The sequence below is a fragment of the Paenibacillus sp. FSL P4-0176 genome (assembly GCF_037975265.1).
Lineage (GTDB): Bacteria > Bacillota > Bacilli > Paenibacillales > Paenibacillaceae > Paenibacillus > Paenibacillus amylolyticus.
The window spans coordinates 2,618,034-2,638,850 of sequence record NZ_CP150242.1 but is presented as its reverse complement, the minus strand read 5'-3'; the positions used below and the strand labels follow the sequence as shown (position 1 = coordinate 2,638,850).

23 protein-coding genes are annotated in these 20,817 nt (G+C 44.6%); all 23 read right to left on the bottom strand.

Features of this window, described 5'->3' with window-relative positions:
• Positions 1-7 precede the first annotated feature (7 nt).
• Positions 8-895, bottom strand: a complete 888-nt coding sequence (locus tag MKY95_RS12200; protein WP_017689167.1) for a MinD/ParA family protein — start codon at positions 893-895, stop codon at positions 8-10.
• A complete protein-coding gene (gene flhF, locus MKY95_RS12195; protein ID WP_036609346.1) occupies positions 892-2,244 on the bottom strand; it encodes a flagellar biosynthesis protein FlhF in 1,353 nt (450 codons plus the stop codon). Before flhF ends, MKY95_RS12200 begins: the two co-directional genes overlap by 4 nt.
• Positions 2,241-4,274, bottom strand: coding sequence for a flagellar biosynthesis protein FlhA (gene flhA, locus MKY95_RS12190; RefSeq protein ID WP_036609349.1), 2,034 nt, complete (start codon positions 4,272-4,274; stop codon positions 2,241-2,243). Before flhA ends, flhF begins: the two co-directional genes overlap by 4 nt.
• A 25-nt stretch (positions 4,275-4,299) precedes the next feature.
• Positions 4,300-5,382: a flagellar biosynthesis protein FlhB gene (flhB, locus tag MKY95_RS12185; protein ID WP_179086416.1), complete on the bottom strand. Its 1,083-nt coding sequence runs from the start codon at positions 5,380-5,382 to the stop codon at positions 4,300-4,302.
• A 23-nt stretch (positions 5,383-5,405) separates the two neighbouring features.
• Positions 5,406-6,194 carry a flagellar biosynthetic protein FliR gene (fliR, locus tag MKY95_RS12180; protein ID WP_036609353.1) on the bottom strand — a complete coding sequence of 263 codons (789 nt, stop codon included), beginning with the start codon at positions 6,192-6,194 and terminating at the stop codon, positions 5,406-5,408.
• 10 nt (positions 6,195-6,204) lie between these two features.
• Positions 6,205-6,474, bottom strand: coding sequence for a flagellar biosynthesis protein FliQ (fliQ, locus tag MKY95_RS12175; protein ID WP_017689172.1), 270 nt, complete (start codon positions 6,472-6,474; stop codon positions 6,205-6,207).
• A gap of 25 nt (positions 6,475-6,499) precedes the next feature.
• Positions 6,500-7,255, bottom strand: coding sequence for a flagellar type III secretion system pore protein FliP (gene fliP / locus MKY95_RS12170; protein ID WP_036609355.1), 756 nt, complete (start codon positions 7,253-7,255; stop codon positions 6,500-6,502).
• Positions 7,252-7,788: a flagellar biosynthetic protein FliO gene (locus MKY95_RS12165; protein WP_155985051.1), complete on the bottom strand. Its 537-nt coding sequence runs from the start codon at positions 7,786-7,788 to the stop codon at positions 7,252-7,254. Before MKY95_RS12165 ends, fliP begins: the two co-directional genes overlap by 4 nt.
• An 11-nt stretch (positions 7,789-7,799) precedes the next feature.
• A complete protein-coding gene (locus MKY95_RS12160; protein WP_017689175.1) occupies positions 7,800-8,165 on the bottom strand; it encodes a response regulator in 366 nt (121 codons plus the stop codon).
• Positions 8,166-8,193: 28 nt separating this feature from the next.
• Positions 8,194-9,468: a flagellar motor switch phosphatase FliY gene (gene fliY / locus MKY95_RS12155; RefSeq protein ID WP_036609358.1), complete on the bottom strand. Its 1,275-nt coding sequence runs from the start codon at positions 9,466-9,468 to the stop codon at positions 8,194-8,196.
• Positions 9,458-10,456, bottom strand: coding sequence for a flagellar motor switch protein FliM (gene fliM / locus MKY95_RS12150; protein WP_036609359.1), 999 nt, complete (start codon positions 10,454-10,456; stop codon positions 9,458-9,460). Before fliM ends, fliY begins: the two co-directional genes overlap by 11 nt.
• Before the next feature lie 40 nt (positions 10,457-10,496).
• On the bottom strand, positions 10,497-10,958 hold the full coding sequence (locus tag MKY95_RS12145) for a flagellar basal body-associated FliL family protein (RefSeq protein ID WP_036609360.1): 462 nt from the start codon (positions 10,956-10,958) through the stop codon (positions 10,497-10,499).
• Positions 10,958-11,179: a flagellar FlbD family protein gene (locus MKY95_RS12140; RefSeq protein WP_017689179.1), complete on the bottom strand. Its 222-nt coding sequence runs from the start codon at positions 11,177-11,179 to the stop codon at positions 10,958-10,960. The genes MKY95_RS12145 and MKY95_RS12140 overlap by 1 nt, the downstream gene beginning before the upstream one ends.
• Before the next feature lie 68 nt (positions 11,180-11,247).
• Positions 11,248-12,066, bottom strand: coding sequence for a flagellar basal body rod protein FlgG (flgG, locus tag MKY95_RS12135; protein WP_036609361.1), 819 nt, complete (start codon positions 12,064-12,066; stop codon positions 11,248-11,250).
• Between the two features lie 81 nt (positions 12,067-12,147).
• Positions 12,148-12,531 carry a TIGR02530 family flagellar biosynthesis protein gene (locus MKY95_RS12130; RefSeq protein ID WP_036609362.1) on the bottom strand — a complete coding sequence of 128 codons (384 nt, stop codon included), beginning with the start codon at positions 12,529-12,531 and terminating at the stop codon, positions 12,148-12,150.
• On the bottom strand, positions 12,528-13,064 hold the full coding sequence (locus MKY95_RS12125; RefSeq protein WP_339198924.1) for a flagellar hook capping FlgD N-terminal domain-containing protein: 537 nt from the start codon (positions 13,062-13,064) through the stop codon (positions 12,528-12,530). The genes MKY95_RS12130 and MKY95_RS12125 overlap by 4 nt, the downstream gene beginning before the upstream one ends.
• Before the next feature lie 40 nt (positions 13,065-13,104).
• Positions 13,105-14,496 carry a flagellar hook-length control protein FliK gene (locus tag MKY95_RS12120; RefSeq protein ID WP_076318524.1) on the bottom strand — a complete coding sequence of 464 codons (1,392 nt, stop codon included), beginning with the start codon at positions 14,494-14,496 and terminating at the stop codon, positions 13,105-13,107.
• Between the two features lie 39 nt (positions 14,497-14,535).
• Complete coding sequence (locus MKY95_RS12115; protein WP_036609363.1) at positions 14,536-15,477, bottom strand: DUF4088 family protein; 942 nt, start codon at positions 15,475-15,477, stop codon at positions 14,536-14,538.
• Between the two features lie 43 nt (positions 15,478-15,520).
• A complete protein-coding gene (gene fliJ, locus MKY95_RS12110) occupies positions 15,521-15,973 on the bottom strand; it encodes a flagellar export protein FliJ (protein ID WP_036609364.1) in 453 nt (150 codons plus the stop codon).
• Positions 15,974-15,984: 11 nt separating this feature from the next.
• The gene (fliI, locus tag MKY95_RS12105) at positions 15,985-17,304 is read right to left on the bottom strand and encodes a flagellar protein export ATPase FliI (RefSeq protein WP_036609365.1); all 1,320 of its coding nucleotides are present in this window, start codon (positions 17,302-17,304) and stop codon (positions 15,985-15,987) included.
• Complete coding sequence (locus MKY95_RS12100; RefSeq protein WP_036609366.1) at positions 17,291-18,154, bottom strand: FliH/SctL family protein; 864 nt, start codon at positions 18,152-18,154, stop codon at positions 17,291-17,293. The genes fliI and MKY95_RS12100 overlap by 14 nt, the downstream gene beginning before the upstream one ends.
• A complete protein-coding gene (gene fliG / locus MKY95_RS12095; RefSeq protein WP_036609368.1) occupies positions 18,147-19,163 on the bottom strand; it encodes a flagellar motor switch protein FliG in 1,017 nt (338 codons plus the stop codon). Before fliG ends, MKY95_RS12100 begins: the two co-directional genes overlap by 8 nt.
• An 11-nt stretch (positions 19,164-19,174) precedes the next feature.
• The gene (fliF, locus tag MKY95_RS12090) at positions 19,175-20,758 is read right to left on the bottom strand and encodes a flagellar basal-body MS-ring/collar protein FliF (protein WP_036609370.1); all 1,584 of its coding nucleotides are present in this window, start codon (positions 20,756-20,758) and stop codon (positions 19,175-19,177) included.
• Between the last annotated feature and the right edge of the window lie 59 nt (positions 20,759-20,817).

Here is a 20,817-nt window from a genome sequence, read left to right as displayed (position 1 = left end):
TCAGAAATCATGTTGTTCGTTTAAGCCACTTATTCATAAATCCCCTGATTCCTGTCAAGGTTCCGGATCCCGGAGTTGCAGGTACAGCCAGATAACGAAGAGCAAGTTTCTCTATATCTTTAGAGGCTTTGGCATTCGGATAAGCCAGACTATAGGGCATTTGCCTTTTAACCGCCTTGACTACCTGGGCGTCTTCTGAAATATACCCAAGAAGCGGAATATCCGTCTGCAAAAACCGCCTCGCCACTCCAGCTATTTTTTCTGCCACCCGTTCCGCTTCTCGTTCGTCTTCCACCCGGTTAACGATCATCCGAAAGGGCGTAGCATTTTCCTGGCCGTGCATAACTTTGACTAAAGCATAAGCATCGGTTATTGAAGTCGGTTCAGGTGTAGTTATAATCAGGCATTCATCAGCAGCACCGATGAACTTCATATTCTCTCTGGAGAGTCCTGCCCCAGTGTCAAAGATGACATAATCCATTTCCTGGGCAATATCCTCGACTTGACTGGCGAAAAACTCCAGATCACGATCAGACAATGAGAACAACTCTTTCATGCCCGATCCTCCAGCAATGTAAGGCAAGCCACTGGCACCCAGTTGTATGATTTCCCTTATGGATTTTTGTCGGTACAACAGGTGGTAAAGATTATAGGAAGAAGACGTACCCATAAGAACATCAATATTAGCCATTCCAATATCGGCATCAAATACAAGTACCTTTTGCCCCAAAGCCTGCAATGCCAAGGCAAAGTTCAGTGTGAAATTGGATTTGCCAACACCTCCCTTACCACTGGCCACAGTAATGATTTTCGAGGATCGAATATCTCGTTCAATGCCTTCCAATTCCAATGGCGCGGAGACCATACTTCGAAGTGCAGCTGCCTGATCCTTCATTGTGACCATTCTCCCAGCAACTGTTTGGACAACGAATCTGCATCTGGTTTCAACAAATCGTCCGGAACATTTTGTCCATTTGCCACATATGCGAGCTTGAGTGGAAAACGGTGTAACAAGTTAAATAGCGGACCGCAGCTCCCAGTCTCATCCATTTTGGTGAAAATCACCTTATCCAGTCCATATTTACTGAAATGTTCCGTGATCTGCACCATATCAGCACTTTTGGAAGTCATACTCATGACCAGAAAGGTTTCGCTATTCTCTACAGGAGCAAGCAAACTTTGCAGTTCCGAAACAAGTAATTCATTTCTGTAGTTTCTACCCGCTGTATCCATAAAGATCAAATCACAATTCTCTAATCGAGAAATGGCACGTTGTGTATCACCAGGCGATTGCACCACCTCAAGTGGAACATTCAGTATAGATGCATACGTTCTAAGCTGTTCTACCGCCGAGATTCGATACGTATCTGATGTAATGAATCCCACTTTACGCTGTTTTTTGAACATTTGTTCAGCAGCCAATTTTGCAATTGTCGTAGTTTTCCCTACACCGGTTGGTCCAGCTACATAGACGATTCGCGTGGTAGGAAGAATGCCTTCTTCAATACGTTGCTCCAAAAAGTGCATAACCTCAAGCTTCACTATTTGCTCTACACCCTGTTCTTTTAATCCATCCTCAGACCATTTTGCTTGAATTGAATCAAACCAGGATTCCCACACTTCAGGCCAAACATCTTGTTCTGTCAAACGTTCTCGGATCGTATGCAGTTCCTCTGGCACAGGGTCTGCAGAAGTACCTTGCTTTGAAAGCCTGGTCACCATCTGTTTAAGATCCTGCAATTCAGTCATCAACTTATCCTGCTGCAGGTCAGAACCTGTTGGCTTCGGACCAGTTGTTGAACCCGAAAAATCCGCCCCTTGCGGTCGCGGTTTATGATCCGTGCTCGAAGAACCTGAGCCGCTGTCTATGTTTGAACCGATATTACGCGATTCAAACACAGACGGTGCAGCCGCAGATTGGTCCTGTACACTTTGATCAGCTGTATTCGTTGCCACCGACTCATCAGAAGCCGCAACAAACGAACGAGCTGTTTGCCGATAAGCCTCAGGTACAAATGCACGAGGTACAGGTGTGAATTGATTTTGTACTGGCTTTGTTGTTTGCTTGTTTTCTTCCTTATCCACTGCAGCTACAACTTCGATCCGTTTTTTGCGAAACATTCCCATCACACCGCCCACCTTAATCTCTTTGGTGGACAGAATAACGGCATCACTTCCCAGGTCTTTGCGAATTTGAAGCATAGCTTCGGGCATGGTCTCAACAACGTATTGTTTTACTCTCATAAGTTCACCACCCCGATACTTTGAATTTCAACATTCGGCTCCAACTCGCTGTAGGAAAGCACAGGAATGTCCTGCATAGTACGTTCAATAACCTGACGCAGATACATCCGAATGGTTGGAGAAGTTAATACAACAGGTTGTTGACCTGATTGAATCAAACGGTTCACTTGTTCACTGAGCTTCTGATATACACTTTGTGTAGATACAGGGTCTAGCGCAAGATAACTGCCTTGATCCGATTGTTGCACACTTTCAGCAATTTTCTTCTCAAGACCAGGTCCAACCGTGATCACTCGAAGTGTCTCACCTTTCTGTGAGAACTGCTGAGTAATCTGACGTGAGAGGGATTGTCTGACGTATTCAGTCAGCACATCAGGATCTTTCGTATACGTACCATAGTCAGCCAGTGTCTCGAAGATGGTAACCATATCTCGAATAGATATTTTCTCACGCAATAACTTAGCAAGCACTTTCTGTACATCACCAATGGAAAGTAGAGAAGGGATCAGTTCATCCACAAGGGCAGAATAGTTCTCTCTGAGATTATCCACAAGTGCTTTTGTTTCTTGTCTTCCAAGTAACTCATGCGCATGTTTCTTAATCAGTTCCGTCAGATGTGTAGCCACAACGGAAGGCGGATCAACGACCGTATATCCTGCAAGTTCGGCTCTGTCTTTGGTTACTTCATCAATCCATAGTGCCGGAAGTCCAAAAGCAGGTTCCGTCGTTTCAATACCTGTCACAGACTCCTCATCATAGCCAGGACTCATGGCAAGGTAATGATTCAACAACAGTTCTCCGCCACCTACCACATTACCCTTGATTTTGATAACATACTCATTGGGTCTGAGCTGGATATTATCTCGAATCCGTATAACCGGAACGACCAACCCCAGTTCAAGAGCACACTGCCTCCGAATCATAATGATCCGATCCAATAAGTCCCCACCCTGCTGATTATCAGCAAGCGGGATTAAACCATAACCAAATTCAAACTCAATAGGGTCCACCTGAAGCAGGTTAATTACACTTTCAGGACTTCTAACCTCTTCAATCTGCTGTTCTTCTTCCAACTGTTCTTCCGCTACTTGTTTCAAATTCAGATTATTCTGCATACGCCACGCGGCATATGCCAACACACCTGCCAACGGAAGCGTAGTAATAACATGAATTGGTGTGAAGAAACCGAGCATGGCAATAACGAAAGCTACGATATAAATTAGTATTGGATATGTAAACAGTTGCCCCGTAATATCATCTGCCAGGTTTCCTTCTGATGACGCTCTGGTGACGATAAGTCCTGCTGCTGTGGAAATAAGCAGAGCCGGGATTTGGCTTACCAATCCATCTCCGATAGTCAGTACAGAGTACGTTGCCATCGCATCTGCGAAAGCCATCCCATGCACAGTCATACCGATAATAAATCCACCAATGAGATTGATCAGGAGGATGATAATACTTGCAATTGCGTCACCTTTTACGAATTTACTTGCTCCATCCATCGCTCCATAGAAATCGGCTTCACGTTCAATTTTGGAACGACGCTCACGAGCTTGTTGCTCGTTGATCAGACCCGCATTCAGATCCGCATCAATACTCATTTGTTTACCAGGCATCGCATCAAGGGTGAATCGGGCAGCAACTTCAGCTACGCGCTCAGACCCCTTTGTAATAACGATAAACTGAACGACAACGAGGATCAAAAACACGATAAATCCAATTGCAATTTGCCCTCCAGCAATCCAGCTACCAAAGGTAGCAACTACAGCTCCAGCATCCCCTTCACCAAGAATTAGCTTGGTAGTCGAAATGTTCAGAGCCAGTCGGAATAGTGTAGTGATCAACAGCAAAGCTGGAAAAATAGAAAACTGTAACGCTTCTTTGCTGTTCATTGCAACAAGGAGTATCATCAGTGCAATTGAAATATTGACGACCAGCAACAAGTCCAACAGCCAGGTTGGGATCGGAAGAATCATCATCAACACAATGCCAATGATACCCGCAAGGACAGCTATATCTTTAATCTTCAATGAATGTACGGCCTCCGATCCCCTTTTATTTCGTTCTGCCCTTTAGTTTATATACATAAGCCAGCACTTCAGCTACCGCTTGAAACAAATCGGCCGGTATAGCGTCACCAATCTCGGCTCTCTGGAACAATGCCCGTGCCAGCGGCTTGTTTTCCATCGTAATAACACCGTTTTCTTTGGCTATTTCCTTAATACGCAAGGCGACATAATCCTGACCTTTGGCAATAATCTGTGGTGCCTCCATCTCGGAACCTTCATACTTTAGCGCAACCGCAAAGTGGGTCGGGTTCGTGATGATCACATCCGCATTTGGCACTTCCTGCATCATGCGCTGCATAGCCATACGACGCTGGCGTTCCCGGATTTTACCTTTGATCAGCGGATCACCTTCCATTTTCTTGTACTCGTCTTTGATGTCTTGCTTGGACATACGAATCTTCTTCTCATGGTCATACTTTTGATACATGTAATCAAATATCGCAAGTATCATTAATGCCACTGCAATCTTGATACCAAGACTTAAAGTAATCGACGCAGCGAAATGTAAAATAGCATCCAATGAAAAATGAGAAAGTGAAGCAATATCTGACTGGTAGCCTTTAATTGTACTGTAAACGAGATAACCGATAAGCGACATTTTCAAAATGGATTTAGCAAATTCCACTAATGAGCGGAGAGAGAATATATTTTTGAAACCTTTAATCGGGTCCAGTTTCTCAAGTTTTGGCTTCAAACCTTCCCCTACAAGAAGAAAACCAACTTGCATGTAGTTAACGATCAAAGCAACCAGGAACGCACCCAGCAAAACGGGAGCGATCAATAACAAAACTTCAATGCCATAGCGCATCATAAGCGCCATCACATTCTCTCCGGTGATATCCATACTCAATCGATTGATGAAGATATCTGTAAACAGACGAACTATACGTTCTTTATAGAAATTGCTGAATACCATCATGATCAAAAACACGATTAGGAGAATGGATGCGCCAGATAGTTCAGCGCTTTTTACAACCTGTCCTTTTTTTCGTGTATCCTGTCTCTTTTTCGGGGTAGCTTTCTCCGTCTTCTCCCCTGAAAACAACTGGAGGTCGAGTTGAAGTTTCATCCGTGTCTTTTCCTCCGTTTCACTCAGCCGGGCCTTTGTCCAATGGTTCCAAGCAATTTTTCCATCGATCTGAATATCGCTTCGAACAATTGACTAAATACAAAGGAGAAACTGGGAACCAGCAAAAGCAAAATAGCAAGACCAACGAGTAACTTAAGCGGCAACCCAACTGCAAATACATTAAATTGAGGAGCAGTTTTGGCCAAAAAACCCAATCCAACATCCGTCAAAAACAACGCAACTACAATCGGAGCCGACATCTGAAAAGCCAGCATAAATGATTGACCTAAGGTCTGAATCAAAAATTCAGCAATACTTCCATCTGCCAACCGTAGGAAAAACACATTAGATAATGGTACCCACCGGTAACTGTAAACTATCGCATCCAGCAAATAATGGTGACCATTCATCGTTAGAAACAGAAGCATAGCAAATGCATACTTCAAGTTACCCGTAAGTGGAGCTGAAGCACCTGTCATTGGATCGTATACATTGGCCATACCAAAACCGATCTGTAGATCGATAAAGGTCCCCGCAGTCTGAACAGCCGTCATCAACAGATAAGCCACAAAACCTAAAAGCAGGCCAATTAGAATCTCTCTGATGATCAATAAGACATAACTCAGGTCTGTGGGTACGGTCTGGTCTATTCCGTAAATCAGATAGACAGATAATGTGACAAATGCAGAGATACCTATTTTAACTGAAGCCGGCACATTTCGAGCCGAAAAAACTGGCGCAGTTACAAAAAATGATGTGATTCGACAAAACATAAGCAGAGCGACAGGGAAACTTTGCAACAATGTCTCCATCTGCTAAAGCCTACCCTATGTATCTGTATAGATTATCGAGAATGTTAAACGTGAAATCGACCAGGATATTTAAGATCCAAGGTCCAAACAAAAGTACTGACAGAAGTACGGCAACAATCTTGGGCACAAAAGCTAATGTTTGTTCCTGAATTTGAGTTGTCGCTTGAAAAATACTGATTGCAAGTCCTACAACCAGAGCTAGTATAAGCATAGGTGCGCTGGCCAGCAATGACGTGTATACCGCTTTCCCGGCCAGACCGATAATAAATTCCGAAGTCATGACCGTCCTCCTTTAACTTTCCGGATCAAGTGTTAAAACTCAGTAACAGTGACTTGACAACCAGATACCACCCGTCCACAAGGACAAAGAGCAGTATTTTGAAAGGTAATGAGATCATGACCGGCGGAAGCATCATCATCCCCATTGCCATGAGTGTACTCGCGACAACAATGTCTATAACCAGAAACGGAATAAAAATCATAAACCCCATCTGGAATGCTGTCTTCAACTCACTGATTACATATGCCGGCACCATAACAGTAATTGGGATATCCTGATAGGTCTTTGGTTGTTCAGTCTGATTGTACTTCATAAACAGCAGAAGATCTTTTTCTCTGGTGTGACTAAACATAAATTTCTTCATGGGATCCGCTGCTTTTTCAAGTGCCTCGGTTTGCGTAAGCTCTCCCTGGAGATAGGGCTGAAGCGCTACCTGATTTATGGAAGACAACGTCGGCGACATAATGAAAAGTGTCAGAAATAGCGCCAAACCGACCAGCACCTGATTGGGTGGCATTTGTTGTGTACCCAAAGATGTACGTATAAAACCGAGCACAATTACAATCCGGGTAAAACTGGTCATCAGTACAAGCATTGCTGGAGCAATACTAAGCACTGTAATTAACAGAATGATGGACAGTGAACTCGTGCTTGGTGTCCCTCCATCACCGTTTCCAATCTGAATATCAATATTCGGAATGGGTTCGGCAAAGGCAACCGTTACAGATGCCAGACTGATAAGTCCTAATAAACAACACGCTAACCAAATCTTTTTCTTCATGAATCCCTCGACCGATCTGTAGTATTGTCTTTATCCAGGAGCTTTTCCATCTTCTCTTTACGGTTAGGCATCTGCCGAAGTTTGGATTCAAACATTTCGTGAAAAGAAGTTGTGTCCTCTAGTTCCATTTCCCGCGGCGGTTCTTCTTTACGGAAACGTTTTGTGAGCTTGGCAATGAGAGGTGAGAGATTTCCTTGTTGTGCAGCAGCATCTCGTTCGAAGGAATCAATGATTCTTTGGGCCTCTTCCAAATCCGAAACCTTATCTATCAACTGGATGTCTTCACCTACACCAAGCAGATATACACACCCACCAATTTCCATAATTTGCAACGACTTGTTTTGCCCCAGTCCAACTCCGCCCAGGGTACGAATTGTGCCGTGCCGGAACATTTGCTGATTCCTTCTGTTTAGAAAACGGATCAGATAAACAATAAGGGCCAGGATGACGGCCAGGACAACAATCACCCATACAAGCTGTAAATAATAATTACTTCCCACGCCAGCTCCTCCTGGAATATCACCCTGAGCCATCATCATGTCTCTTAAACGCCCAGTGTCTTGCTGATCGCTTCGATAACCCGGTCAGATTGGAACGGTTTAACGATAAAGTCTTTAGCACCTGCTTGAATAGCGTCGATTACCATCGCTTGTTGACCCATCGCGGAGCACATAATTACTTTAGCGTTAGCATCAATCTTCTTGATTTCTTTCAAAGCTGCAATGCCGTCCATCTCAGGCATCGTAATATCCATTGTGATTAGATCCGGACGAAGCTCTTTAAATTTCTCAATTGCTTGTGAGCCATCCTGTGCCTCACCAACAACCTCATATCCATTTTTGGACAAAATGTCCCGGATCATCATTCTCATAAATGCAGCGTCGTCTACGACTAAAATTCGGTTTGCCATCTTGATTCAAGTCCTCCCTAAATTGTGCTTATTGTAATTTCTGAATTCGGTCCCATTGGCTAACGATATCTATAACACGAACACCAAAGTTTTCGTCAATAACGACAACTTCTCCCTTGGCGATCAGTTTGTTATTCACCAAAATATCGACAGGTTCCCCGGCTAACTTATCCAGTTCGACAATCGAACCCTGTGACAGTTCCAAAATATCTTTAATTTGCTTCTGGGTCCTTCCTAATTCTACGGTGACCTTAAGGGGAATGTCCATCAATAAATTCAAATTGTTTTCGTCTACCTGACCATACGCCCCATTTTGCAAATTGGCGAATTGAACTGGTTGTACGTTAACATTCCTATTTGGCATTCCACCGTAATGTTGAGGTGCACCATAAGGTTGCTGCGGTGGCATGCCATACGGCTGCTGTGGCGGCATTCCTTGAGGCATACCCATCGGGGCCTGTCCATATCCGTTATAGTCCTGAGCAGGCTGTTGTGGAGCCTGTGGAGCCTGTTGGTGCTGAACGGGCGGCTGCTCCGCAACCGGTGGTGGCGTTGCTGGCACAGCTGCTGGCGCAGGTTCAGGTGTTGATGCCACTGGTGCGCTGGCAGTTGACTCCTGAGCGCCTCCAATCAGCATATCTACCATGCTTTTGGCAAAATGTACTGGAAGCAACTGCATCAGATTGGAATCGATCAAATCCCCGATTAACAAACGAAATGAAACTTGGATAAGTGTCTCATCTGCTGGAAGATTACTTACACCCTCTCCACTCTCCAGATTGAGAATATCGATTCCCGGAGGGGAAATATTCACAAAACGATTAAAAATCGTGGACATTGAGGTTGCAGAGGAACCCATCATCTGGTTCATCGCTTCCTGTACTGCACTAATATGGATTTCATTCAGTTCTTCATCGACCGGATTTCCTTCTCCACCCAACATCAAATCAGCGATGACTTGGGCATCTCTCTTCTTGATAACAAGTGAGTTAATACCTTCGAATCCATCCACGTAATTCACATGAACGGCAACATGTGGCTTAGGAAAAGCTTCTTCAAACTGCGTTCGACTAATGATAGAAACTTTAGGTGTTGTAATATCTACTTTGAGGCCTAATAGCGTGGATAAGGCTGTTGCCGCGCTACCAAATGTAATGTTACCAATCTCCCCCAAGGCATCCTGCTCCAGCTCGGTCAAAAAATCATCAACCGTCTTTTCAGCGGGTTCCGAGCTGTTTATCGATTCCGATTGCCTGAGCAAAGCATCGATTTCTTCTTGGGATAAATAATCCTTACTCGTCAAATTCTTCAACTCCTTCGGTGACAATCTTGTCTATTTGCACAGCCACACGGTCTTTGATTGTCCCCGGACTGCCCATGTATTTCAGTTTGTCACCCACTTTAATGGAAAGTCCCTCATCAACTGGTTTGTTCAACGTAATGACATCGCCAACGGACAGACCCAGAAATTCTGCAATTGAAATTCTCGATTCTCCCAATTCCGCAACGATTGGTAACTTGGCTTTGTTTACACGCTCTTTTAGAGCATCATACTCCTCCGGAGCTCTCGTTTTCTTCTCCGAAACAAACCACTGATGAGTTGACAACCGTGACATAATAGGTTCAAGAACGACATGCGGTATACATAGATTGATCATGCCTGTCGTGTCACCAATTTTGGTACTGAGCGAGATCAGAGCAATGGTCTCATTGGGAGATACAATCTGCATAAATTGCGGATTGGTCTCGAGCGCTTCCATCCTTGGGGAAATATCCAACACAGTCTTCCATGCTTCCTGCAAACTTTCAAATGCTCGGCTGAATATCCGCTCCATGATGGTCGTCTCAATCTCCGTCATGGATGCGATCTTGGTTGGAGCAATTCCGGTTCCACCAAGCAGGCGATCCAACATCGCATATCCCACGTTTGGATGGACTTCCATCACCATTCGTCCCTGTAGTGGCTCCGCTTCAAAAATGTTCAATATCGTCATCTTAGGAATAGAACGGATAAACTCATCATAAGGCAACTGTTCGACCTGAACGACATTGATTTGAACGAACGTCCGCAGTTGGGCTGAAAAATAAGTGGTGAGAAAGCGTGCAAAGTTTTCGTGAATACGAGTCAAGCTTCTGATATGGTCTTTGGAAAAACGCACTGCCCGCTTAAAATCGTACGATCTGATTTTCTTCTGAGTTTCTTCCTTCTTCAATTCTTCTGCGTCCATTTCACCAGAAGAAAGGGCTGCTAATAGGGCGTCAATCTCATTTTGTGATAATACATCCACCATGTTCTCACCCCCTTACAGGTCTACAGCGTGTTCTGTTCATTTACATTGGCGCCATTACAAAAGCTGAAAAACTGGTGCTGCTCAACTTACCTTCAGGTAAAGCTTCATTAATTAGTCCCGTCAATCTCTCATTAAATTGTACGCGGCCCTTCGCTGTAGCCAGCTCCTCAGACTTTGTATCCGCAAACGTCTGAATGATAATAGGCTTCACTGTAATTTCTTTGATTTTCTCGAAATCTTCTTTGGCTGTTTTGTCTGACAACTTGAATGAGAAGCTGACAACTACAACATGATCCGTATCAGCCAAATTGGTTTTAATTTCTCCAAGCTCAGAGGAAACCTCTACAATCTCATCCGCAGTCATCTTCTTAGCTTCTGAGGCTGCCGCCGTATGTGTGTCGTCCTTATTCCCGTTCTGTCCTTGCATAAATACAAACACAACCACCACAATGAGTGTTATCGCCAGCAACATTGTTGCAAGCCAGGGCATCATTTTTTTCATCAGGATTCCTCCGTTTGCTGCACTTTAATAGTGGCTGCCTGAACCCCGATTTCACGGTTGTAATCTTTAATCTTGGAAATAACGTCAGCGGCTTTTTCAAGCACAATCAGTCTCTTTCCAGTTACCAGAGTAATATACGTATCCGGCGTCTCTTCCACAATTTCAACCATCAGCGCATTTAACCACATGGGAGAACCATTTAACCGCGTAACCGAAATCATGCTAAGCCCCCTTAATCAGAGTGGGAGGAGCAAGCTCCCCCACGTTTTAAAAATTCATTAATCAGTTATTAACGTTTCAGGTTAACAACTTCCTGAAGTATTTCATCCGACGTTGTAATGATTCGGGAGTTTGCCTGGAATCCACGTTGAGCTACGATCATCTCAGTAAACTCTCCAGTCAGATCCACGTTAGACATCTCGAGCTGTCCAGCAATGATTGCTCCTGTTCCGTCCTCAGCACTGTTCGCTGTTAAAGGATCAAGAGTACCGTCAGGATTTGCGTTAGCTGTCATCCGGTATAGGTTACCCCCTATTTTTTCCAATCCTTCAGGGTTAACTACCTTCCCTATTCCAATTTGAGTATCGCCTTCGATTGTTCCATCAGCCATTGTCTGATTAATCATACCGTTCTGTCCGATTGTGAATGAAACAACATCATCCCCAATTGTAATGGGCTCTCCCTCACTACTTAAGACGAACAAACCATCTGAAGTTACAAGATTTCGAGCAGCATCAACATGGAAATCCCCTGCACGTGTCAAGTAAGGAATTTCCTGATCTCCACCCAGGGAGACAAGAAAAAAGCCATCTCCGTTAATACGTAAGTCTGTCGGATTGTTTGTAGTCATTGGGCTTCCTGCGAGATGCAGTGTATCTATAGATCCCACAGATACACCCAAACCGATTTGCTTTGCATTCACACCACCAGATGGAGCATCAGTTGGGGCAGTTACCCCTGCCGTAGTTTGGCTCATAATATCTTTGAACATAACCCGACTGCCTTTGAAGCCAACCGTGTTTACGTTCGCAATATTGTTACCAATTACGTCGAGTTTTGTTTGGAAACCCCGCATCCCGGAAACGCCTGAGTACATTGATTTCAACATTTTTAAAAATCCTCCCAGTCTTCATTTGGTTACCGCATCAGTCGGTCAGCGGCATTCCGGCTCCCGAGAAGGGCCAGCCGGTCAAGAAATGATTACGGCACTATCAATCTGAGTGAACACATTATTCTTCATGCTCTCACTATCCATAGCTGTAACCACAGTACGATTTTTGACATTGACGATAAAAGCCATATCCTGCATTAAAATCAATGACTCTTTGGCTCCTTTGGCAGCAGCTTTGTCCAAAGCAGAACCAATCTGTTCCATTTGCTCGGTCTTGAGTTCAATACCACGCTGTTCCAATCGTTTGGCAGCATGATTGCTCAATTTCAGAAGATTATCTTCCAGCACCTTTGCAAAAGGTTTTTCGGGTATAGCCGAAGCTTCTCCCGTTTTGGGTCTTTGAAGCATATTCGGTGTAATCGGGCCTGCGTATAATTGTCCAACCGTTATGCGATCACTCATATCGTTTTCCCGCTATCTTCTGTATCACCCGTTTCAGCGGATGATTCAACTTCCTGGCTCTCGTTCGTTTCAGGAGTTACATCCTGAACGTTCTGTACCGGAGTTTGACTCTCTTCTGCCTGTTTTGGATAATTCACCTGAATGATCTCATCCAGCTTAATCTCGTCGTTGCCCACTTTTGCGTATTGAACGCTATCTCTTACAATGATGGAATCTACAATACCCTGACGAAGAGTTCCGTTATCATCTTTATTAGAAGAAAGCCAACTTACCTCCATGCCAATCATACCGGATACAGCACCAAGGGACTGGTTCAATGTTTTAAGCTGCGTAGAAATATTGACCAGTTGTTCCACTGAGCTGAACTGTGCCATTTGAGCGATAAATTCCTTATCCTCCATTGGCTGCATCGGGTCTTGATTTTGCAGCTGGGTAATCAGGATTTTTAGAAACTGATCTTTACCCAATTCTTTTGTTGCAGCACTTGTGGTTGCTTTATTGGCTGCCGAATAGTTCGGCCAGGTATTATTCATTGAAACATTTTCATTAGCCATTTACTCACCTCATTTCTATTTAAGCCTCAGCACTAAACGTATCTCTCTGTAATTCGTTTCCTTCGACTTGCTCGCTACGCCAGTTACGCAATTCTTCTTGAATCCCTGCTGTAGCTATAGCATCATCCGATTGTTCCTCACGCTCACGCGAACGGCGTTGTTGCTGAGAGTTACTTCCCGGCTGACGGCCTCCGTCCTGATACATCTGTGATCCGATTGAACTGTTCTGGGTAACCTCAAGTCGTTCCACTTGAATTCCCTGGGCTTGAAGTGAAGAACGTAGCTGCGTCATTTGTTGTTCAAGCATGTCTTTAGCCATCGTATGTTCAGTCATAAACCGTGCAACCAACTGCCCGTTCTGCAAGGTAATTTGAACATCCAATTTACCTAGATGCTCAGGCCGAAGTGAGATGGTCGCCTCGGAAAATCCTTTTTGCTGGACAATATCCAGCTTATTAACAACAAACTGTGTCATTTCCTTGGCAAACTGTGATGTTTGCATTACAGGTTCAGCCGGTTTTCCTGCTGTAGTACCTGATGAACGCAAGGACAGCTCTCCTGCAGTAATGATGGTTGAGTGTTCCACTTCTCCACCTGCATTTGAAGCAGATGTTGTCTCAGCCTCAGCTTTCACCTGGGTTCCAGAATTCGCCACTGCCGCAACAAGAACTTGTGGTACGACCGAATCCTGTTTGGATGTTTGAAGCGAAGTACTTGGAGCGACTTTTGCAGTCTGATCCTTAACTGCAGTCAATGTATCCAGGAGGGATTTCAGTTCAGTCCATCCTTTGTTACTAGTGGTATCCACTCCAGCCTCTTGAAGCTGACTCTGCAGAGATTGTAACAAATGTTTGAATTCAGGAGCGTTCTTCGCAACGTTACTCTCAGGATCATTCATTCCAGCTACTAATTGTGTAAGCATATCTTGCAGAACAAAACGTACTGCTGCCGGATGCTGCGATAGTTCAATTGCGGGTACTGTTTTTACGCTTTCCGCTCCGTTCGAAGACTCGTCGGAACCTTCTGCATTAGTACCTGAAGGATTAGTTAATTGTGTATACATCTGTTGAATCAGAGATTGCAAACCTGCTAGTAGAGCTGGGTCATTTTCCAAAGCTTCGTCAAGTGAATCCAAGTCCGTGAACAACGAATTCAGTATATCCGTGATTGTTGATGCCGTTTCTCCTTCTTCACTTGTAGCAAAGGAAAACACCAACGGATTGGCAGTTAAGCTTCCCGTAGCGCTTGAACTATCACCTTCTGTATTCCCTCCAGATAGCGATTGTGCAAGAGTTTGGAGAAATTCACCGCTAGCACCTGCAACTGAACTTTTAGATTGTGCTCCGGTTGTCTGACCTGCTCCTGTTGCTTTTGCAGTTGCTGTGGATGCCATTTGATATACAATCGACATTTATTTTCACCTCCTCTCGGTTAAACAGTGCAATCAGGTCTACTTGTTACCCATTAATCTGTTCAAAATTTTTGCAGTTTCAACCGAATCCTCTGAAGACATGTTCTCAAGCAATTGAGAGCGTGTTGCATCATCTACTGAATTCAGGATGGTCAATGTTTTGTCAGGACTCAACTTGTATGTTTCCAATAATAACTTGGCACCACTTGAAGCAGACATCGAAGCAAATGTTTGACTAAGCTGGTTTTTATCCAGGTTTTTGCTTGTGGTTGTGGATGCAGTTGAAGTTGCTGTGGTTTCTTTCTTCAATCTGGATTGCAGCGCATCCAGTGCCAGATCCCCGGACGGTTTAGCATCCTTCATCATCATGGTGACATCGGCTGCCGTTTTCGGGTCCATCTTTTCAAGCACCTTGGTCCGAGCAGATGACTGCATGGCATTCAACAACAATACCATTTCCTCATTCGTCATATTTTGCAAAATCGGTGCAGCTTTGCTTGGGCTCATGTCAGCATACATTTTAGCCAAATCTTTGATTTGTTTCTGATAATCAGATTCCGTTTCCGGCGTTGCTGCTGTAGCCGTTTCAGCCGCTTTTTCCGCATCATCCAACTTCTTCTGAAGGTCCGTGGCCTTCTTTGCTTCAGTTGTTGTCGCTTCCTGTGCTGCCTTGAGCTCTGTTTCTTTGGCAGTTACTTGGGATTTCAGCTTTTCGATTGTGGCTTCAGCACTTTCAACCTGCTGCTCACTCTTCTCCAGCTTCTCCTTCTCCGGATCCAGTACAGGATCAGGTACCCATTCCTTGACTACTGGTATCTTGTTGGCGAATTCAAACAAATTATTACGAATATCTACATTAAATAGCGTAAGTAGTACACCTAGCAATACTACGGTGAATACAATCGGGATTGAAATCATGAGAAATTTTTCCCAACCGCCTCCCGACTCTTTTTCCATGTCGCTATCATCTTTAACAGCCATCGTTCATTCCTCCTTCACGAGACAACTTCGCGTCCGGCTCACATCAATTCGCGCGTCCGGCTTTGGCAGCGAAGCGTACAGTAGCCATCTCGTCCAGATCGTTCTGTTCCCGGAGGAGCATCTCCTGCTGAAATTTGATTTTTGCCTTGTCTCTCGCTCCAAGCCATACTTTTTCATCAACCATCTTACCGTTCAGAAACGTCTGATTCCGTTGCACATTGACCTGAGCATGTTTAACATCACTGTTTTTGCGTGAAATGCACTCGTCAAGGTGATGTACATAACGCTGCATCTCCTGCAGACTGTTTACAGACGCTGTATTTTCCGTAGCAGATTGGATAATGCCGATCAGATTACTTCTATCATTAAGAAGTTGTATCAGATGATCTTCCTCCGTCTGAAGTTTACCGATCGCTGTGGATAACATCCACTCTGCCTGTGTTTTTTCATTACTCTTCAGGTCAACAACTTTCTGGAAATGATATCGAAATTTCATCGTTTACCCATTCATCTCCTTGCAAATTCAAGAATCAAACGTTCCTGTACTTCACTTAAAGTGACTTTCTCGTCGACTTTCTGCTTGGTAAAGTTCCATATACTATCAATCTGGTCTATCGATTCATCTATGGCTGCATTTGATCCCCGCTGGTAAGCTCCAATATTGATCAAATCTTCCGATTCTTTGTACACAGCCATCAAACGTTTCATATTATTAACGGCTTCCAACTGCTCTTCTGGAGCAATATCCTTCATAACACGGCTTATGCTGGCTAACACATCAATCGCTGGAAAATGACCTTTATTTGCAATGGATCGATTTAACACAATGTGTCCATCCAGAATACCCCTTACCGCATCCGCGATTGGTTCGTTCATGTCATCTCCATCAACCAGAACGGTGTAAAAGGCTGTAATCGAACCCGTAGGCCCTGTGCCTGCCCGTTCAAGCAGTTTGGGCAAACTTGCAAAAACCGATGGCGTATATCCTCTCATTGCCGGAGGTTCACCTACGGCCAGACCAACTTCCCTTTGTGCCATCGCATATCGAGTTACCGAATCCATCATGAGCATCACGTTCATTCCACGATCTCGGAAATACTCTGCAATAGTGGTCGCAATAACTGCTCCCTTAATCCGAATCAGGGCGGGCTGATCTGAAGTTGCAACAATGACTACGGAGCGTTCCAGTCCTTCCGGACCCAGATCCCGTTCAATAAAGTCGCGCACCTCACGTCCACGCTCACCCACAAGCGCGATGACATTGACATCTGCTGCTGTATTACGAGCAATCATGCCCATCAATGTACTCTTACCAACACCAGAACCGGCAAAAATACCTACACGCTGTCCCTTACCTACGGTCAACAATCCGTCGATAGCTCTTACACCAACACCCATCGTTTCAAGTACACGCGGACGATCCATTGGATTAACCGGTGTATTGGAGGTAGAGTACATCGGCATTCTGGATGGAAGGAGGGAACCGTCCAGCGGTTGTCCAAGTCCGTCCAATACTTTACCGAGCAATTCGGAGCCTACCTGAACGCCGAGTGGTTTACCCGTACCTACTACATCGCAACCAGGACCGATGGATTGAAGTTCACCCAGTGGCATAAGCAGCACTTTGTTATCTCGAAACCCAACAACTTCGGCCTGAAGAGGCTTAGCCGATTTACCAGGATAGATATAACATACGTCACCGATACTTGCATCTGGCCCTTCTGACTCCACCATAAGACCAATGACCTGAGTAACTTTGCCGTTAATACGAACAGGATCGAATTGGCGCAAATGTTCCATATATCGCTGTGAACTAAGAACCTTCATGTTGATTTTTTCGCTCCTCATCCTCAAGTGCTATGCGGACCAGTTCTTTTTTAATCTCAGCAAGCTGTGTATCAATTCTCGCATCTACACTTCCGAACGAAGAACGAATGACACATCCCTTATCTTTGACCGTTGAATCAGGCAAAATCTGCAATTCTGCCTGAGAGTCAATGGACAGAGATAATTCTTCACGAGCTGCCTGTACAAATGTAAACTGATCAGGTGCCACACAGAGTGTGATCAAACCCTGCTCTCGTTTACGTGACAAACTCTGACGAATCAGTTCCAATGTATGATCGGGTTCAATGGTAAGTTGCTTATCAATGACTTTCTCAGCGATCCCGCAAGCGAGCTCCACGAGGAACGGTTCGGCTTCCTGAATGATCTGATCTTTAGCTACATAAGCTTCCTTGAGCACTTCCTGGGCTTCAATCATCATCTTTTCGATCTGCACCTGGAGATCCAGTTCAGCTTGTACTTTGCCTTCTTCAAAACCCTGTTGGAAACCTTGTGAACGAAGTGCTTCGGTCAGATGTTCATCCTGTTGCCGTTGTTCCTGCCACCAGCTGTCGATCTGTTCACGGGCCTCTTGAAGCATGCGCTCTGCCTCTTCTGAAGCTTCACGTACTTGCTTTTCTGCAAACTCCTTGGCATCTTCCAGCATTTCTGCGGTGAGACGTTGTGTTTCTTCGTCCACGCGTGCTTGAAGCGTTTCTGCCTCAGAACCTTCAGCACTATCACCGTATAATTCCGTTTCAGACTCCTCAGCACCACCATAATGATGATGATTTTCAAGTTTTTTACGGTCATCAACGGGTACATACTGGAAAGATTTAATCAAATTAGACAATGATATCATCTCCTCCACCGCGTGCGATAATGATCTCACCGGCTTCTTCCAATCTGCGTATCGTTCCTACGATACGTGTCTGAGCTTCCTCAACATCACGCAATCGCACAGGTCCCATGAATTCCATCTCTTCTTTGAATGTCTCGGACATCCGTTTCGACATATTCCGGAACACGGCATCCCGAACTTCTTCGCTTGCCACTTTGAGTGCCAACTGCAAATCTGCGTTGTCGATATCCCGAATAATGCGCTGAATCGAACGATCATCCACATTGACGATATCTTCGAATACAAACATGCGTTTTTTGATTTCCTCTGCAAGCTCTGGATCCTGAATTTCAAGCGAGTCCAAAATGGTACGTTCTGTACCCCGATCGACTCCGTTCAGAATCTGAACGATCGATTCGATACCACCTGCATTGGTGTAATCCTGCGTTACGGTAGAGGATAACTTCTGTTCCAGAACCCGCTCCACTTGAGAGATAACTTCTGGCGAAGTACTATCCATAACAGCCACCCGGCGAGCGACATCTGCCTGTTTCTCTTGTGGCAAGGATGATAGAATCGCTGCCGCCTGTTCGAATTGCAGGTAAGACAGAACCAGGGCAATCGTTTGCGGGCTTTCATTCTGAATAAAGTTCAAAATTTGATTCGGATCTGCTTTGCGCGCAAAGTCAAATGGTCTGACTTGCAGCGTAGCTGTCAAACGATTAATGACTTCAAGTGCTTTTGATGAACCCAGAGCTTTTTCCAGGATTTCTCTGGCGTAATTGATACCGCCCTGAGAGATATATTCCTGCGCCAGACAGATCTGGTGAAACTCGGCCATGATCATATCCTTTTCAGAAGAATCAACTTTGCGAACGTTGGCAATCTCCAACGTAAGTTGCTCAATCTCCTCATCACGCAGATGTTTGAATATCTGAGCCGATACTTCCGGACCTAATGTAATCAACAATATTGCTGCTTTTTGTTTGCCAGTCAAACCTTGACTGCTTGCCTTTGCCAATGCGCTCACCTCTATTCGTCAGCCAGCCATGTACGCAGCAGATTGACGAATTCGTCTGGCTTTTTCTTGGCCAAACTCTCCAATTGTTTGCGCACCTGACTTTCGTTCGTTACACTGTCCAGCGTAATGGACGGGAACTCTGTTGCTATTGGAAGAGGAATCTCTTCTTCTTCGACTTCGTTTTGTTTGCGGCGACGGCGTACTAACAAAATAACTACCGCTGCGATCAATGCCGCTATGAGTGCGCCTCCACCCCACATCATCGTTGAGGAAAGTTGGAAACCTGTATTGTCTGCAGAGGCAGTCTGGAAGCCTTGTGACATGACTGAAACTTTCTTTGTCAGATCGGCGTCACTTATTACAGTGCCTGAGTCTGCCAGTGAAGCACGAACAATGTTAACCAAAATATTCTCAATTGCGTCCTGAACCGGTCCCTGTAATTCTGTTTCTCCATTCGGTGGTTCAACTGCAACGTTAATGGTTAAGTCTTTTACAGTATACGGACTGGAAATAATATCCTTGGCGATTCGATTAACATCGTAGTTTATAGTGCTTGATGATTCTTCGGAGGTAGAGTTACCGGTTGCATCAGATGATGGGTAACCCGGAACTTCCTCTTGCCCTGTGCCAGCAACACCACCTGTTGGATTGCTTGCGCCAGTGTAGCTCTTTTGAATCTCCTGCACACTGATCTCGATGCCTTTCATATTATCTACATCAACAGGTGTAACCAGATTTTCCTTACGTGTTTCTTTGTCAAAATTAAGTTTGGAGGCTACCAAAACATTAACTTTGTCTTCGCCTACAATCTGGGAAAGGAACTGTTTTACGTTATTACGGACATCGTTTTCAAACTTTTTCTGTAGTGCCATGTTCTCTTGAACTTCGGAAGACAACCCGCCACTGCCACCTCGGGCAGTTGGAATCAATTCTGCTTCATCTGTGTTTGTAATTGTGATGTTCTCAACAGGCAGATTAGGAATTGCAGTCTTAACCAAGTTAAAGTAGCCATCTACCGCTGCCTGATTTGGGTGATAACCCGGTTTGAATTGGAGAGCTACCGATGCTGATGCTTTGTCTTGTTCTTCCAAACCAGCAAAGATGTTATCTTTCGGCATATTAACCAGTACTTTAGCATCCTGTATCCCTTGCATCCGCTGAAGTAACTGTTCAACTTCTCCGTTTATAGCGTTGTTGTACTTTACATCAAACTCTTTATCCGTCATCCCGATGGGGGATGATGACTCCTCGAATGACTTATACCCTAATGAACCATTCTGAATAATCCCTTGAGATCCAACATTCACCTTTGCAATTGCAACACTAGTACTCGGTACGGATATGGTCTTGCCATCTGAACTTAATTTGTATGGAATGCTAGATGAATCGAGATAACTGATCACGCCCGCTGAATCACTTGCATTCAAATCTGTAAAAGCAACTTCATATTCCGTTTTGGACAATTGCATCGTGAGTACAACTGCAGCCAAAATCAGAAACAGGAAGGTAGATATAAATAATACTTTTTGCTTTTTGCTAAAACTATTCCAATACTGGGATGCCTTATCCCTGTACTGGGCGATTCTCTCATTCACTCTGTCACCCCATCCGAAACTTTGCTTAGTCTGTCCTTACTCAACCCTAGCCGTTTCAT

Coding starts and splice junctions, on each gene's coding strand:
- MKY95_RS12125 (WP_339198924.1), bottom strand. CDS start 13,064: ATGAATAATACCTGGCCGAACTATTCGGCAGCCAATAAAGCAACCACA.
- flhF (WP_036609346.1), bottom strand. CDS start 2,244: ATGAGAGTAAAACAATACGTTGTTGAGACCATGCCCGAAGCTATGCTT.
- MKY95_RS12140 (WP_017689179.1), bottom strand. CDS start 11,179: ATGATTTCGGTTACGCGGTTAAATGGTTCTCCCATGTGGTTAAATGCG.
- fliJ (WP_036609364.1), bottom strand. CDS start 15,973: ATGAAATTTCGATATCATTTCCAGAAAGTTGTTGACCTGAAGAGTAAT.
- MKY95_RS12120 (WP_076318524.1), bottom strand. CDS start 14,496: ATGTCGATTGTATATCAAATGGCATCCACAGCAACTGCAAAAGCAACA.
- MKY95_RS12160 (WP_017689175.1), bottom strand. CDS start 8,165: ATGGCAAACCGAATTTTAGTCGTAGACGACGCTGCATTTATGAGAATG.
- MKY95_RS12130 (WP_036609362.1), bottom strand. CDS start 12,531: ATGAGTGATCGCATAACGGTTGGACAATTATACGCAGGCCCGATTACA.
- MKY95_RS12165 (WP_155985051.1), bottom strand. CDS start 7,788: ATGGCTCAGGGTGATATTCCAGGAGGAGCTGGCGTGGGAAGTAATTAT.
- fliI (WP_036609365.1), bottom strand. CDS start 17,304: ATGAAGGTTCTTAGTTCACAGCGATATATGGAACATTTGCGCCAATTC.
- fliR (WP_036609353.1), bottom strand. CDS start 6,194: ATGGAGACATTGTTGCAAAGTTTCCCTGTCGCTCTGCTTATGTTTTGT.
- fliP (WP_036609355.1), bottom strand. CDS start 7,255: ATGAAGAAAAAGATTTGGTTAGCGTGTTGTTTATTAGGACTTATCAGT.
- flgG (WP_036609361.1), bottom strand. CDS start 12,066: ATGTTGAAATCAATGTACTCAGGCGTTTCCGGGATGCGGGGTTTCCAA.
- fliQ (WP_017689172.1), bottom strand. CDS start 6,474: ATGACTTCGGAATTTATTATCGGTCTGGCCGGGAAAGCGGTATACACG.
- MKY95_RS12115 (WP_036609363.1), bottom strand. CDS start 15,477: ATGGCTGTTAAAGATGATAGCGACATGGAAAAAGAGTCGGGAGGCGGT.
- MKY95_RS12200 (WP_017689167.1), bottom strand. CDS start 895: ATGAAGGATCAGGCAGCTGCACTTCGAAGTATGGTCTCCGCGCCATTG.
- fliM (WP_036609359.1), bottom strand. CDS start 10,456: ATGGTGGATGTATTATCACAAAATGAGATTGACGCCCTATTAGCAGCC.
- MKY95_RS12145 (WP_036609360.1), bottom strand. CDS start 10,958: ATGAAAAAAATGATGCCCTGGCTTGCAACAATGTTGCTGGCGATAACA.
- flhB (WP_179086416.1), bottom strand. CDS start 5,382: ATGAAACTTCAACTCGACCTCCAGTTGTTTTCAGGGGAGAAGACGGAG.